Below are 15,321 nucleotides of genomic sequence, written 5' to 3'. Positions count from 1 at the left end.
ATGCTGTGAGAAAAAACTATGACAATAAGGCTGGCAATAATAAGGGGCTGAAAAAATAAAAACATTGTGTTTTTTCGGTCGGCCTCTAATTAAAAACAGCAATCAACTGTAGAAACATTACATGAGTTGAATCCCTAAACCAATTTTTATTACTTTACCGTCTTGTATGGTTATGTGTAGACCTATCGAACCCATTCCGCCTGAATGTGGTCCATAGGATATGAATTCCGGTTCTCCTCTGTCATCATAACTAACATAACCATGAATACCATAACCTACACCAGTATCTACATATTCACTAGAATACAAAATTCGTTCATTATTATTTACAGGATATCCTTCATCTAAAAACCTACGAAGGACTGTTTCATAAAAATCCCCCACATGGATATTTCGCGGCCCATTTGCTCCCGGGCTGTGAATAGAAATGTGATAACAGTGATACCTGCCATCAAAATTTAAAAACCATAGTTCCCCCAAGGGATAAACTAGCTGTAAATGATATTCCTCAAACCCTTCGTCGTAGTTAAGATTACGCTGCAGGGGAGCCCCCAGTACAGCAATAATCTCATCTTCATCGTCCAGTAACTGTATTCCATAGGCTGTATTGTCATTTTGATTTAAAGGTTCCGTGCTTTGAGGTATGTCCTCCTCAATTTCCTCCGGCTCCACTCCCAGTTCTCTCAACCTGTCTAAATATAGTTCATCTCCTGTGAGCTCATATAAAAGCAGGTAACTTTCATAGACAAGTTTATCTATGGATAGAGCCCGCGCTGCCAGTTCAACAGCTTTTACATGATCCCCTTTATCTTTAAAGTAGTGGACTAAATCTAAAAGTATATTGGTCTCATCTAACGCATCAATATCCAAAAGGCTGATGAGTTCTTTTGCACTGTTTATCTCTTCTTCCCGTTGATAAGCTAAGGCCGCGAGAGACAGGACTTTCATACTTTCAGTTCTCTCATAAAGGTTTTCATACATATAAATTATTTCATTATACTGCTCCAGTTTAAATAGACTGTAGAACTGAAACATTAATCCTGTAAGGCTGTCGGGTTCTCCTTCTAACATCCCGTAAGCTTCCACCTGTAGTTCATCGAAGCTCTGAGAATAAATACTGTCCAGGACATAGAAAACATTATAGTGATTAATATCCAGTTTCAGGGCTTTCTTTACCATCTCCAGGGCTTTTTCAGCCATGTCATTTACCACATACGCTTCCGCCAACAGGCTATAGTTCTCCGGAAATTCCGGGTTCTTGCTTATGGCCTGCTCCAAAACTTCTATGGCTTTCCCTACTTCATGACAACGCTTGTAAACCCCGGCCAGGCCCCGGTAGGCTGACTGTTCGTTTTCATCTTCTTCAAGAATTTTCAGGTATTCTTTTTCCGCCTCTTCATATTTTTCCTGAGTCACATAGATATCTGCCAGGTCCCGGCGCAGGGGAATCTTTTGATCTACAATTTGAATCCCTTCGATTAAGACTTCTTCCGCAGACTCATAATCTTCTTGGACTGTATAGACCTTTCCCAGACCGGTATAGGCCCGTTCTTCTTTAGGAGCAATGTCTATGACTTCCCGGTAGGCTAAAATGGCCTGTTCATATTCCTGGTCCAGCAGATACTTCTCCGCCAGGGCCAGCTTATCCTCCATGGCTTTTTTCGTGCCGGTAGTTACCGAGTTTCTGGAGGCCAAAAGTACCAGGGGAATGATGATTAGAGCCGCAATAAGTATGAACACCGGCTTTGTTTTATTACTTTTGGTTTGGGCCACAGGCTGAACCGGGCCCTCTTTTGTTGGATAATTTTGAACAGAAAATCCGCAGCCTGCGCAGAACTTATCTCCTGGTTCCAGTTTGCCGCCGCATGAGGGGCAATATTGGTTGTTTTGTGACACCATAAATACCTCCAGTTTAAAATACATCTAATCATTACAATAATAGCATTAATTCAATTATTTGATAGTATTATCGTCTATAATCACGATTTAAGCGCTTATAATAACGATTATTATGATTAAAGTAAAAAACATACCCCCTTATTCAAAATAAATTCAACACACCCAACTTACATCTTAGCATTCTATATATATCTAACAGCAGACGATACTCATAATCACCAGTTTACCGCTTATTATTACAGTTTAAGAAATTAATATTGTTGACAGGTTTTCAAATATATCTAAATTATTGTATTATATGCCTCTGTTACGATTTTTTTTTATTAAAACAATCATAAGAAGGAATTATTCAATTTTGTAACGAAGGATAAGTATTACCATTAAAATGCAAATGAACCAATAAAACTTTGCGTTAAAATTATTATTGTTATTTCTAAATATAAATTATCTATCCCTATACGGAGGAAACAGATGCACCTTGAAGTTATTCGTTTTTTCGTTATTTCTCTTCCCCAGGCTATTTTCCCACTTATAGCAACTTTGGTTTTATTTCAAGAAGATGTAGTAAAGTTATGGAAGAAGGTGGTTTGCGCAAGTTTTTTATTTGCATTAGTAACTTTATTTAGCTTTAACTTTGTTAAAATAAATTCATTAAAAATGGCAATAGATATAATTTTTGTTATAATTATTTTAAAAATTTTGTTTAAAATAACCTGGCTTCGAACTTTACTGCTGGCTTTCGTTTATTATGTTATTACATTTCTTTCTACTGCAGGTGGTTTTCTGATTGCTGTATACTGTTACAAAGCACCCTTATCTGAAACAGTAATGGATCTATCTAATTTATTAAAAGCTTTTTTCCCATCATTTTTGATTACAATACCAATAGCATATGTAGTACGACCTCTGGGAAACTCAATTTATTCAATATTTGTAAAAGTAAATCTTTTAAAAACATCTACTTTTTATTATCTGCTGTTAGCCATCTTACTGCAGTTTTTTTTATCTTTGGGTATTTTTTCCCATATTTTTGAAGAAATAGGCTTTTACGAACCTTCTTACACAACCCCTTTGTTTACTTTAGCATTATTTGGTTTGATTATTTATTTCTTTTTTAAATTCATCAGCCTTACTGAGAAACGAGTCATGGCTCAAAGCCAGGAGGCTATCTCAGAAAATATTACAGGATTAATCAATTCCGTTCGCAGCCAACGACATGATTTCCTAAACAGCATACAGATCATAAACTCTCTTGTTCACAGCAAAGACAAAGAGGGACTAAAACAATATTTGTCCCAGGTAACTAAAAGCGTGTCTTTTTATAACACCCTGGCAGCTATAAACGAGCCCGTAATTTCCGCTATGCTGAACAGTGTAATTACCCGGGCCGAAACAAAAGGAATACTAGTGAAAATTCATAATAACGCTGATCTTTCTATCCTTTCAACGATGGCTTTTGATATTGCCCGTATATTAGGGATCTTGTTGAATGATGTAATGGATAAATTAAGTGATTACCAGGAGGATAAGCGATGGATTCAACTGATTATCGAGGATAAACATCTTCACCTTCATATTTCTATAAGTAGTCCAGGGGGTCTCCCTGAATCCATGGAAGATGAAAATTCTAAATCCTTTTTATATACCTGTAGTGATAACTACTTCAGAAATAAAATTCAAGAATTACAGCTTATCGCTAAAAAGGTAGGTGGAAGGATTGAATATAACGATGCAGATAATTTTAAACTTACCATATCCCTTATTTTAAAAAAACCTTAATTGTTTTTAACAGGTATTAAACTTAACTATTTGTTAACAGTGGAGGTCCAAAAATGCTGACTGATATTTACCGCTCCTTTTTCATATCCTTCTCCCAATTATTCTTTCCTTTACTGGCAGCACTGCTCCTGCTAAGGGAAGACATACAAAAAAACTGGACCAAAGTATTTTATACCAGTTTTTTTAGCGCTTTATTGGGATTGTTTACTATTCTATTTTTTAAAATAACTGACTTTATCACTTTTTTTAATATTCCTTTTGTAATTATTTTTATAAAAATATTTTTTAAGATAAAATGGTTTGATGTTTTTAAATTTGTTATAACTCAGCAGATATTTGTATTTAGTTTTACTGCAACAGGCAGTATGTTAGCTGTTTATTTATATAATGTCCCAACATCTGAAGCTTTCCTGGACACATCTCTTATGTTGAAAATATTCCTACCATTGTACATCCTTACAATTCCGGTTGCCCTGGCGATAAGACCGCTAACACACCCTCTAAGAACATTATTGACCAAAGTTGAAATCCACGGCAAACATTCCACCTACTACACCTTGATGCTAGCTATCATATTACAGTTTTTTTTAGTTATGATTATATTCGCTGAAAGTATGGGAAGCGGCCCTTCTAAATTCATCAACATTCCTTATATTAATATTTTCCTTTCCATATCATTATTTATTTCGATAATTTTTGTTTTTTTAAAATCGACAGAGCTAACAGAGAAGCGGGTTTTGGCCCAGAGCCAGGAGGCTGTTACCAATAATGTTATAAATTTAATCAATACAGCCCGAAATCAAAAATATGATTTTATAAACCATATTGAGGTAATTAATTCCCTGGTTGAAAATGATAAAGAAGATGAGTTAAAAGAATACGTGTCTAAATTAACTAGAAGCGTGTCATTTTATAACACTCTGCTGAACATAAATGAGCCTATAATCAGCGCCTTCCTAAACAGTAAAATGGCCCGGGCAGAGGCTAAAAAAATAAGATTTAAGATAAACATAGAAGCTGACCTGTCAAGGCTTTCTTCCCTGGCTTATGAAGTTATCCGGGTGCTGGGAAATTTAATTGACAATGCTTTAGATGAGGTAAGCCGCCAAAATGAAAAAGACCAGTGGGTTAAGTTAGTTATAGAGGAAAAAGGACCGCTTCTAATCTTCTCAGTAACCAACCCGGGGAGCATAACGGAAAAAGTTAAAAAACATATGTATACGCCAGGGTTCACCACAAAGGATGAATGTCACAGTGGGTTGGGCCTTTATATTTGTCAAGAATTAGCTGCAAAAATGCACGGTAAAATATATTGCAGTCCTTCGAATGAAGGGAATATAACCTTTTCTTTTATTCTGCCCAAGCCCTAGTTAGAAGAAGGTCTTATGTCACCTTGAAACCCCTAACTTCCTGAATACTAACGGTAAGCACTATTATCAGGAGTATTGTTAAAGTAGGAATTTGTATCCGGTTGAGGGGTATTAAAATTTGAACCTTTTTCTATCCAGATTGCTCCCCCGGTGCCTCCTGCATGATTATCATTTATTGTATTATCTTCCAGGTAAAGAACTGCTTCTTTCCCAATAAGAATTCCTCCGCCCTGCCTTTCAGAGCGGTTTCTGCTGATTATATTGCCGGTGAAATTATCCAGGGATAGTTCCATAATGTAAGCTCCCCCACCATATTCCGCCCAGTTATCAGAAATATTATTATGCCGGACTGCAGCTCTTGAATCAAATGCCAGGTACATTCCACCCCCGGATTCATCCGAGGTATTATTGGTTATATCGTTATTGGAAATAACGGGCGTAGAATCAATAATAACAGCTGCGCCGCCTCCTGACTTACTGGCAGAATTGCTGTCAATAACATTATCCGTAATGGTGGGCGAAGAACCATACCAAACAATGATTCCACCGCCAAAACCTTCCACGGCGTTATCTCTAATTGTATTGTTTGAAACTGTGGGTGAGGAATGATTTATGATGGCAATTCCTGCACCCACCCCCAGTATTTTTTTAGAATCAGCTTTTACAGTATTTCCTTGAATTACATTTCTCTCAATGGTAGGAGAACTTCCGTCTCTGACCAGAATCCCTCCGCCATAATACCTTTGATAATCGTATTTCTCACCCTTCCTGATAAAGCTGTATTCCCCATAGGTGCCGCTGCCCCCGGTGATGGTGAATCCCAGAAGGCTGGAACTATTCTGCTCACCACTTTGGAAGGTAACTGTTGAACCCTTGTTCCCACCATGGATAATGGTTGATGATACGATATAGGAATCATGAGGATCAGTGCTTCGTAAAATTACTTCTTTCCCCTTAAAATCAATATTTTCATAATATGTACCCGGCAGCACTTCAATTACGCTTCCCGCTGCCGCAGCATCGATGGCTACCTGAATGCTGGCGTAATTAGTCGGGACAACCAGCAGGAACGGATCAACTTCTGGTGATAATTCATCATTACTTTCCTCCTCCACCGGTTCATCATCCCCTGTATTCTCCTCTTCCACACTGCTTTCTTCAAGATCAGCGTTTTCTTCCTGCCCCCCGGCAACTTCTGACTGTTCGGAATCTTTAATAAAAAAGTGATAATATGTAAATCCCCCCGCCGTCAGCAGGAGAATCATGCAGACAGCAATTACCCAGGTCCAGCGCTGAACCCTTCCGGCAGCCGCAGGAACTTTCGCCTGAGTATCCAGGGACATCCCACAGTCAGGACAAAAATTGCTGCCGGTTTTTAAAGCCCCTCCGCAGTTTTTACAATATTTCAAAAGGGTTCCCTCCTTTCAAGGTTACCTGTTCTATTGAATCGGATTTCCACAATTATTACAGAAAACAGCCCCTTCTTTAAGTTATTTTCATTAAAACTGAATATTGAGTCCTGAACTAAGAGGGAATTTCTTTTTACCGTCTGTTTTCATTTTGTAAAGACTATTATATTCATTATTAGCATCATAGGCTAAATAATAAATCCAGTTCTCTGCAATAACAAATTTTTCAGGATCCACATTTCTGCGTAAAACAATCATATCAGTTCCATCAGTTCTCATTTTATACAAATTCTTAACATAAAAAAAAGAAAAAACATCTTAAAAAATACGGGCCTGTTCAGTGAAAGTGGAAAAGCCCGTTTTTTTTGCCCGGTAAATATTTAATTTCTTATTAAGATTGTGTTTGAAATGTAGATATAATTTCTGCCTTAATCTTTTCTTCCCTCTTTTTAATCTGGTTTCCCAGGGTAAATAAATCCCAAATAAGAAATATGCCCAGAACAAAGAAAAAGATAAGTCCAACACCGATAGGCAATGTCAACCATCCTAAGATATTTAAAATCGCATAAATAATACCAAATCCCCATTTACCCAGGTAAAACTTATGTACACCAAAACTGCCCAGTAAAATTAATAAAATATATCCCATTCCAACACTTCGCTGTTCCCTGGCAAGTTCTCCGTTTAAAATTGTCAACTGCTTTTCCGTCAGCCGTTCTTGAATTCTGACATCACTCATAACTTAAACTACCTCCTCTACATTTTTTGATTTTTAAATATCCATAAAAAATCTGTTTTGTGGCACCCTCAAAACCTCCATTTTATACATAAAATTCTTTTAATTTATTTATAAACTCAACCCTTTCTTCATCCTCATAACCTCTAAAAAATACCTCAAAGATATCTTCTTTATTAAATAAAAACTGGTACTCGGCTCCTAGATTTCCTTCCGGATATAAAACACCTACATAATCATATTCTATGTCATCATTGTCAGCATCTGTCTGTTTAATACCAAAAATCATGATTCTCTTCTGTCCATCTTTTAATAAAACTACAGAACCTATGGGCAGCAAATCCTCTACCATTTCACACAGCTCCTTTAGCCATTAGTAACCAAGCTCAGCCTTCCACTTTCCAATAGTAGGCCTTTGGGGATTATTGATACAATTAGTCGCGTTATTAAATGCTTCTTTAAACATGTCGTCATACGCCGCAGCAGCTGAATTCATCCTATCGATAGCCCATTCCCCTCCGTCAAGAATAAAATCCGATGCAAATTCAGTAAACTTTTTTTCTTCCCCGGCAAATCTATTGGTTGTATATTTTGTTCCACCATCTATCAATCCACCAGCGATGCCGGTGCCAGCTACAACTAATATTACCGGCGCACACTTTATGGTAGCCGCAAGTCCTGCAGTAACCACAGCTCCAACCAGGACAGTTTTACCAATATCGATAGCCGTTTCCGTAATCGTTTCAGCGACTGCACGCCTGGCAGATATTTTCCCGCTCTTAAATTCTTGTTTATTATCATATGCATTTGATATCCCAACTACTATTGTACTACCCCAGGCAAATGCAGCTTTTGCACCACCAGCGGTATAGTTTGCAACTGCCCCTTTTACCCCACTGCTTTTAAACCTGGTTATGGAATTATCAAGCTTATGGAAATTATTATAGAATCTTGTTCCCCACTTTCCTGCTTTCGAAGCACTGCCTTTCATAATATCATTTGTTCCAATCCATCTGGCCCTGGCTATTTTCTTCGCCTGCTCAGGCAGCATTCGAGAGAGTTTATTCAGCTGGGCGTTACTTTTATCCCACTCCCAAAAATGTTTAAGCACTTTGTTTGTAGATTTAAAAATATCCACAACTCTGCGGGCTCCTGTATTTGTAGAATAATCAAAAACACCATGATCAGCCCAATTAGCAAAAGGTTGAAGGGCGAATTTCATTGCCCCGCCTATCTGTCCTAAATTGCCAAGCCCTGACAGGGCAGCATTCCACGTAATTACCCTCTTAGATGTTTCAAAAGAATTATAACAATCTTTCTCTGCTTTCAGATACAAGTTGTTTATTTCCAAAACAACATTCCCCATGGATGTTACGCGTCCAGCAGTGGCAGAGATATCTTTACGGCAGCCTTGTATTTGGATTTTTAACAATGCCATGCTGCTGTTGCGACCATCCATTGAATTAGCAATAGAATTCAGGCTGCTTTCCAGTTCAACAAGCGTCTTGCCGATATTGTGGAATGGTGCGTCCTGACTTTGCAAATCATCATACCGGAGATAATATTTAACCATAACCTTCTCCCCCGACAAATTAAATGAAAGTAAAAAAATTACTCCTTGTTATCTTTTATGCCGAATTTATAAACCAGCTGAGCAAGCCAATCTTCCACAACTAAATCACCCCTGCTAATACAGGCTGTTGAAATGTTTATTGGATTAATGTTCTTTACTCCACTCATAATAGCGCTGGTACATCCTTCAACCAGCCCTACGGGCAGTTCCTCAACCAGACGCAGGGCATTATTTTCAGCCATGTAATACACATCAATTATCTGGTCCAGTGCAGAATGCATATTAAAGATGCGCATCACAACTTCTTTAATGTCCGAATTAGCCGCTGCTAAACTCTTCTGCAGGCTTTCATAAGATTTTATTTGAGAATCCAGCGAGTTCAAAACTGCGGTAAGCTCATGGGACAAAAGCTGAAGCTTGTTCCCTATTTTATGAATTTCATTATTTTGTGCTGATATATCGAAACAATTGTATTTTATGTAGTCCATAAATACCTTTCCTTATCTTTAGCGCAGCGGGCACACCTGATATTCAGGCGTGCCGTGCGTAATTACCTGGTTACACTCTGAAAACACCATCGGTGGGCAGCCCTTCTGCTTCACTCTTTGCATTTTTTTCCGCTGTAGAATAGACACTTGCTATTTCGTTTAAATCACTGATATATTCGGAAACAATCGCCAGCATATTATCAATGTCATTATATATCTGCTTGAACCGGCCTTGATACTCATCAGATGCCTGGCTTTTCCATACCCCGGCTAGAGAGTTAATATTGCTCTTGGTCTGATCCATAAGTCCCATTATGGTAGTTTTTTCGGTAGAAAGCTCTCCAGCCTTTGCAATCAATACGTCTGGTTGGACTTTTAAAGTAATATCCATTACGAAATCCTCCTTTTTCTGATTTTACCGGATTTTATTTGTATTCAGGATGTTGAGAGCATCGCTCTCGGCTTTGGCATAGATGGCGGCATCTCGCCTCAGAACTTCAACATAAGCGGTAAGCATCCTGGTCATAGCGTTAAAACGCTCCCGGTCGTTCCCGAGAGTGGCCATGAATTTGCTGCTGGCATCCCCATCCCACATGCCATCAATTTCTGCACCAATCTGATACATTTTAGTGACCGATTGGTTATAACGTCCAATAATATCCTCAACGTTTTTGGCAGCTTCCAGCATTCGGCCGGTTAATACTTCGGTTCCTGACATAATATATTCACTCCTTTAATATAATTCAGAAAAAATATAATGGTTACTGTACTAACGGCTAACGTCCGCCACCTCCTCCGCCGTTGGAAAAGTCATTTGCTTTGGCGGCGGCTGCCTGCTGACGCTGCAGCTCCCCTGCCCTCTCCTCAGCCTCCGCAATAATCCTTGCTACAGTTCTAATTCGAGCCGCCAGGTCCTGCAGCTTGTTAGCCTGGGTACGTATGTCTACTTGAGTACTGTGGCAGTAATGAAGAAATTGCTCTGAAGCATCTCCTCTCCAACAGGCCCCGATAGAGTTAATTGCTGCTTGAAGTTGTGTGTTTGCTGTTGTCAGCATTTCGCTTGCCACTGCATCCACCTCCCTGGACTGATTTATCGCTTTATTATAATTAAAATTAATTATGGTCATTTGCTCACCCCTTTACTTAAACGAGGAATACGCCATCAGTTGGCAGTGATTCTGCCTCCTGCTTTGCCTGTGTTTCACCTGCTTTATAAATCCCCGATACGTTCATTAAGTCTTGACTAAAAGCCAGTAAAACTTTCTCCATGTCCTCCCCTTGAACGCTTAATTCATTGATTTTATCCATATACAAATTAGAACTGTCACCCTGCCAGCTGGCTGTTAAGTTCTGGGATTTTCTCTTAATGTTTGCTATACTCCGGGTAAGACGTTGGTGCTGGTTTACCAAATTAACGGCAACAGCTAAAATCTTTTCCGGGTCAAATTTTATAAACACACTCATTTCTACCACGAAGCTGTAACCTCCTCCACTTTACCTGGGTATTTTCATTATTCTCTGCATTACGGAATCACCGGCTTTTTTATAAGTGCTGCCTGATGCTTTAAGCTGCTTGTTCAGGTTTTCGTAAGTACCCGCCAGTTTATTAAAAGCCTTCACATAATTATTAAGCTGTTTTTCAAAACTATCCTTAGCGGTCCCCTGCCAGTATGGGTTCAGATCTTTCATTATGTCACCAGATAGAACCGCACTAATGGATAACAGCTCATGAATATCTTCATCAATACTGCTGGATGTGTTTTGTATAGCCGTGCTATCTACATCAGTTATTTTAAAACCAGGCACATCCCTCACCTCCATTTGCTAACTTCATCATACTCAGGTAATTTAATCATTTCAATAGTTTTTGACAACCTGCATGTTTTTTGGAATGAACAGCAATATTTGCCCTGGCCAAAGGTTTCAATAATATTAAACACATTTTATTACATCAAATAAGCAAGTGATTGTGGACGAACTTACTTCTTACACAGGAGAAACAGAAGAATTTATATAATTGTCAATCAATAATTCCTCGCAGCCTTTAAAGTAGGGGAAATCTACTCCTATGATTAAAGTGGAAAAGATAGAGAGAAAAATAGACATCATAAAAAAATATGGGCCTGTTCAATGATAAGTAGAAAGACCCATATTTTTTATTTTTTGTGCAGTAATATTTAATTCGCCGCTGCTACTTCCCCAGCTGATTTCAAACTTAGCTTATCCAGTTCCTCAAAGATTCTCTGCTTCCTGGCTAAAGCCTTGTCACGGACTTCATAATAGTCCTGCAGTTTCAGGTCATAGCCAGGTTTTATTAAGAAATGATATACTGAATAACCGGCGGCAAAACCTAATATTAAGCTGAAAAAACCTGCTACGCTAGAAAAGATTCCCCAAGTTAAAGCGAATGCACCCATCATAAGAAACCATTGAAATCCAGTAATGTCTGGCTTTTTTGAAATATGAATGGAGTGGTACTCACTTTCAAGTTCTCTGATTTTATCCAGGTTAGGCAAATCCAAATCCCTGCAAAATGCAAGTTTAATATAGTGCTGTGAATTTTTAATCTGGTAAATTGAATCGCCCCTTTGTTCCAAGTAATTATCTATCGTTTTTATTTCCTGTGTGCTCATCATATTCCAGTGGAATTTTTGCATTAAATCAATTTGGGATTGTTCATCTTTTGGATGAACTTGAAATGATACGCTTTCAGTTCTTCCCATAATCTCACCTCCATTTTTAACCTCATGATACCGGGTTATTTAAATCATTTCAATAATTTCTGACAACCTGCATGTTTTTTGGAATGAACAACAGTATTTGCCCTGACAAAAGGTTTCAATAATATAAAACACATTTTGTTACATTAAATAAGCAAGTAATTGTGGATGAACTTACTTCTTCCACAGGCGAAACAGAAAAATTTATGAATTGTCAATTAATAATTCCTCGCAACCTTTAAAGTAGGGGAAATCTACTCCTTAAATTCTTAATATCAGCTGCCTACCAGTTTTAAATACCCTGAATCATCATCATTGATCTTTGTACGGCCACTGCCGTCCAAGCGAATTTTGTAGATACTCCCGCCATCGTCATAGTTTTTATAGTATATCCAGTCCCCGGAAAGTATAATATACCCTAAATAATTATCATTGATCTTTGAACGGCCGCTGCCGTCTGTGCGAATTTTGTAAATACAACAGTAATTTATTCCGTAATCGTCAGCGCTCCCATAGTATATCCAGTCCCCGGACAGTGTAATATACCCTGAAAAATCATCATTGAGCTTTGTACGACCGCTGCCGTCTGTGCGAATCTTGTAGATGCTATAGCCATCGTCAAAGTTACTATAGTATATCCAGTCCCCGGACAGTGTTAAATACCCTGAAACATCATCATTGATCTTTGTACGGCCGCTGCCATCAGTGCGAACTTTGTAGATGCTCCCGTCATCGTCAGCGTTCCCATAGTATATCCAGTCCCCGGACAGTGTTAAATAAAATGAAACATCATTATTGATCTTTGTACGGCCGCTGCCGTCAGTGCGAATTTTGTAGATGCTCCCGCCATCGTCATGGTTTCTATAGTATATCCAGTTCATTTCTTCTTCAGCAAGGTCTGCTATTGCCACAACCTTCTCGCTATTTGTGGCTTTGTATAATTCTTCATACAATGAGATTACTTCCTCATACCGGCCCACTTTAAAAAGCCCGTAAAACTGCAGCATCCTGCCTGTCAGCCTATCAGGATTTTCCTGAATCATTCTTTCGGCTTCTTTCAGCAGTTCATCCCATCTATCTTCATAGATAAGATCTAAAACATCATACACATCATCGTGATTTATATCCAGCTCCAAAGCTTTTATTACCATCTCCAGAGCTTTTTCATCCATCTCATTATACACGTACGCCTCTGCCAGGAGGCTGTAGTTTTCTAAAATATTGGGGTTTTCAATTATCACAACTTCAAGGATCTCAATGGCTTTACTCATTTGATTTAAACGTATGTAAACCAGGGCCAGACCCTGGTAGGCCAATTGTTCATTTTCATCTTCTTCCAGAATCACCAGGTACTGGGCTTCCGCCTCTTCATATTTTCCCTGAATCACATAGATATCTGCCAGATCCCGGCGCAGGGGAATTGTTTGTTCTACAATTTGAATCCCTTCGATTAAAACTTCTTCCGCAGACTCATAATCTTCCTGGACTATATAGACCTTTGCCAAACCGGTATAGGCCCGCTCTTCTTTAGGAGCAATGTCTATGACTTCCCGGTAGGCTAAAATGGCCTGCTGGTATTCTTCATCAAAGAGATACTTCTCCGCCAGGGCCAGCTTATCCTCAATGGCTTTTTGGGTGCCGGTGGTTACCGCCGTCCTGGCGGCCAGGAATACCAAGGGGATGATAATTAGAGCCGCAATAAGTATGAACACCGGCTTTACTTTACTCTTTTTCTGTACATCAGGCAGAACAGGGCTCCCTTTTGTTTCATTTCCCTGAATTGAAAAGCCACATTTAGCACAGAATTTATCTCCTATGTCCAGGTTACTACTGCAAGATGGACAGAATTTACTGTTTTGTTCCACTTAAAACCCCCCGATTCTAGAAATCACTTAATAAACCCGCTGCCTTTCACTACCGTCAGTCCTCATTTTATAGAGTCCTCCCACCGGGTTCCACTAACGGCCAATCGCCTCCATATTAGTAAATCCAATCTCCCGCTACATTTAAATATTGAGTCCCATCATCATTTATATGAGAATGATTGCTTCCATCTATTTGTATCTTATATATTTTTTCATCTTCTCTGTTTATGTAATAAGCCCAGTCCCCTGCATCCAGTTTGTTCCAGCGCTTTCTCCCTCGAATATAGATTTTTTACTAACATACTGGTTTATTGAAAAATATGAGCAATCTCTTCCCCTTGGGGTATAAGCTCAATACTATAAATAACGTGTAAGAAAAGATCATGATAAGAGTCATAATGTTTTTGGGAAGCCATACATCTAATTTCATATAATATAGAATCAAAATAAGTAATGCCTTCCATCACCATGACTTCCTTTCCCTCGCTTAGATATTTGTATTCAAATCTTCTTCCTTTTAACGTGATTGGTTTTTTTACTTGCATTCCATCTTTCATGTAATCTACTATTAAGTCTTTACTAATTTCTACGTCTGAAATTAACTCATACCCCTCTAATTCTTCCAAAATTTCAAAACTCCATTTCATGTATTCTTCAAAACCCATCTCTAAGGCTGACATTCCATGGGAACCCCAAACCGCTATATTAATATCTTCACGGGGATGCTGGAAACTTCTCCCATCATTGTTTTCCGGAGAGGAGGAAACAACCCATGTATTTGGAAATAAGACAGTAAAGCCAAATCTATGATTAACATATCGATTAAAGTCATTACTTATCAATTGCCCGGCTGATTCTTCAAGCTCATTTAAATATTTGTCAACCAGGGCCAGGCCCTGGTAGGCCAATTGTTCATTTTCATCTTCTTCCAAAATAACCAGGTAATGGGCTTTCGCCTCTTCATATTTTCCCTGAATCACATAGATATCTGCCAGGTTCCGGCGCAGGGGAATTGTTTGTTCTACAATTTGAATCCCTTCGATTAATACTTCTTCCGCAGACTCATAATCATCCTGGACTGTATAGACCTTTGCCAGGCCGGTATAGGCCCGTTCTTCTTTAGGAACAATGTCTATGACTTCCCGGTAGGCTAAAATAGCCTGGTCGTATTCCTCATCAAAGAGATACTTCTCCGCCAGGGCCAGCTTATCCTCAATGGCTTTTTGGGTGCCGGTAGTTACCGCCGTCCTGGCGGCCAGGAATACCAGGGGAATAATAATTAGAGCCGCAATAAGTATGAACACCGGCTTTGTTTTATTACTTTTGGTTTGGGCCGCAGTATGAACCGGGCCCTCTTTAGTTGGATCATCCTGACAAGAAATTCCGCAGCCTGCGCAGAACTTATCTCCTGGTTCCAGTTTACTGTCGCAAGAGGAACAGAATTGGTTATTTTGTGACACCATAAATACCTCCGGTTTATAA

At 38.8% G+C, this 15,321-nt stretch carries 17 protein-coding genes and 1 pseudogene; 2 read left to right on the top strand and 16 right to left on the bottom strand.

Annotation, left to right across the window (positions count from 1 at the left end; translation table 11 throughout):
- Positions 1 to 117: 117 nt before the first annotated feature.
- Positions 118 to 1,899, bottom strand: coding sequence for a tetratricopeptide repeat protein (locus HUE98_RS02915; protein ID WP_241422391.1), 1,782 nt, complete (start codon positions 1,897 to 1,899; stop codon positions 118 to 120).
- Between the two features lie 471 nt (positions 1,900 to 2,370).
- Here HUE98_RS02915 and HUE98_RS02910 point away from each other — a divergent pair, with 471 nt between their 5' ends.
- Both HUE98_RS02910 and HUE98_RS02905 read left to right on the top strand, forming a co-directional pair.
- Complete coding sequence (locus tag HUE98_RS02910; protein WP_241422390.1) at positions 2,371 to 3,678, top strand: Spo0B domain-containing protein; 1,308 nt, start codon at positions 2,371 to 2,373, stop codon at positions 3,676 to 3,678.
- 53 nt (positions 3,679 to 3,731) lie between these two features.
- Positions 3,732 to 5,048 carry a sensor histidine kinase gene (locus HUE98_RS02905; protein WP_241422389.1) on the top strand — a complete coding sequence of 439 codons (1,317 nt, stop codon included), beginning with the start codon at positions 3,732 to 3,734 and terminating at the stop codon, positions 5,046 to 5,048.
- Between the two features lie 47 nt (positions 5,049 to 5,095).
- On the opposite strand, the gene HUE98_RS02900 is transcribed toward HUE98_RS02905, so the two are convergent.
- The 15 genes and pseudogenes from HUE98_RS02900 to HUE98_RS02835 all read right to left on the bottom strand — a co-directional run bounded on the left by HUE98_RS02900 (position 5,096) and on the right by HUE98_RS02835 (position 15,302).
- Complete coding sequence (locus HUE98_RS02900; RefSeq protein ID WP_241422388.1) at positions 5,096 to 6,457, bottom strand: right-handed parallel beta-helix repeat-containing protein; 1,362 nt, start codon at positions 6,455 to 6,457, stop codon at positions 5,096 to 5,098.
- A 90-nt stretch (positions 6,458 to 6,547) separates the two neighbouring features.
- Positions 6,548 to 6,748 (bottom strand): annotated as a pseudogene (locus HUE98_RS02895) (DUF5050 domain-containing protein); the annotation flags it as partial.
- A 100-nt stretch (positions 6,749 to 6,848) separates the two neighbouring features.
- Entirely contained in the window at positions 6,849 to 7,196 is a 348-nt protein-coding gene (locus tag HUE98_RS02890; RefSeq protein WP_241422386.1) for a TM2 domain-containing protein, read from the bottom strand.
- Between the two features lie 82 nt (positions 7,197 to 7,278).
- Positions 7,279 to 7,545, bottom strand: a complete 267-nt coding sequence (locus HUE98_RS02885) for a DUF4176 domain-containing protein (protein ID WP_241422385.1) — start codon at positions 7,543 to 7,545, stop codon at positions 7,279 to 7,281.
- A 21-nt stretch (positions 7,546 to 7,566) separates the two neighbouring features.
- Positions 7,567 to 8,766 carry a hypothetical protein gene (locus tag HUE98_RS02880; RefSeq protein WP_241422384.1) on the bottom strand — a complete coding sequence of 400 codons (1,200 nt, stop codon included), beginning with the start codon at positions 8,764 to 8,766 and terminating at the stop codon, positions 7,567 to 7,569.
- A gap of 38 nt (positions 8,767 to 8,804) precedes the next feature.
- Entirely contained in the window at positions 8,805 to 9,254 is a 450-nt protein-coding gene (locus tag HUE98_RS02875; protein WP_241422383.1) for a hypothetical protein, read from the bottom strand.
- 70 nt (positions 9,255 to 9,324) lie between these two features.
- Positions 9,325 to 9,645 (bottom strand): WXG100 family type VII secretion target, encoded by a 321-nt coding sequence (locus HUE98_RS02870; protein WP_241422382.1) that lies wholly within the window; start codon positions 9,643 to 9,645, stop codon positions 9,325 to 9,327.
- A 24-nt stretch (positions 9,646 to 9,669) separates the two neighbouring features.
- Positions 9,670 to 9,972: a WXG100 family type VII secretion target gene (locus tag HUE98_RS02865; protein WP_241422381.1), complete on the bottom strand. Its 303-nt coding sequence runs from the start codon at positions 9,970 to 9,972 to the stop codon at positions 9,670 to 9,672.
- 58 nt (positions 9,973 to 10,030) lie between these two features.
- Entirely contained in the window at positions 10,031 to 10,381 is a 351-nt protein-coding gene (locus HUE98_RS02860; RefSeq protein WP_241422380.1) for a WXG100 family type VII secretion target, read from the bottom strand.
- Between the two features lie 16 nt (positions 10,382 to 10,397).
- Complete coding sequence (locus tag HUE98_RS02855; protein ID WP_241423491.1) at positions 10,398 to 10,718, bottom strand: WXG100 family type VII secretion target; 321 nt, start codon at positions 10,716 to 10,718, stop codon at positions 10,398 to 10,400.
- A gap of 30 nt (positions 10,719 to 10,748) precedes the next feature.
- On the bottom strand, positions 10,749 to 11,060 hold the full coding sequence (locus HUE98_RS02850; RefSeq protein ID WP_241422379.1) for a WXG100 family type VII secretion target: 312 nt from the start codon (positions 11,058 to 11,060) through the stop codon (positions 10,749 to 10,751).
- Between the two features lie 371 nt (positions 11,061 to 11,431).
- Positions 11,432 to 11,977: a hypothetical protein gene (locus tag HUE98_RS02845; RefSeq protein WP_241422378.1), complete on the bottom strand. Its 546-nt coding sequence runs from the start codon at positions 11,975 to 11,977 to the stop codon at positions 11,432 to 11,434.
- Between the two features lie 272 nt (positions 11,978 to 12,249).
- Complete coding sequence (locus tag HUE98_RS02840) at positions 12,250 to 13,839, bottom strand: DUF5050 domain-containing protein (RefSeq protein WP_241422377.1); 1,590 nt, start codon at positions 13,837 to 13,839, stop codon at positions 12,250 to 12,252.
- Between the two features lie 115 nt (positions 13,840 to 13,954).
- Entirely contained in the window at positions 13,955 to 14,095 is a 141-nt protein-coding gene (locus tag HUE98_RS17905) for a DUF5050 domain-containing protein (protein WP_407080292.1), read from the bottom strand.
- Positions 14,096 to 14,147: 52 nt separating this feature from the next.
- Positions 14,148 to 15,302 (bottom strand): zinc ribbon domain-containing protein, encoded by a 1,155-nt coding sequence (locus HUE98_RS02835; RefSeq protein WP_241422376.1) that lies wholly within the window; start codon positions 15,300 to 15,302, stop codon positions 14,148 to 14,150.
- Positions 15,303 to 15,321: the final 19 nt, after the last annotated feature.

It is taken from the genome of Candidatus Contubernalis alkalaceticus, assembly GCF_022558445.1.
GTDB lineage: Bacteria > Bacillota > Dethiobacteria > SKNC01 > SKNC01 > Contubernalis > Contubernalis alkaliaceticus.
The sequence above is the reverse complement of the archived record's forward strand: the minus strand, read 5'-3'. Positions and strand labels throughout refer to the sequence as shown.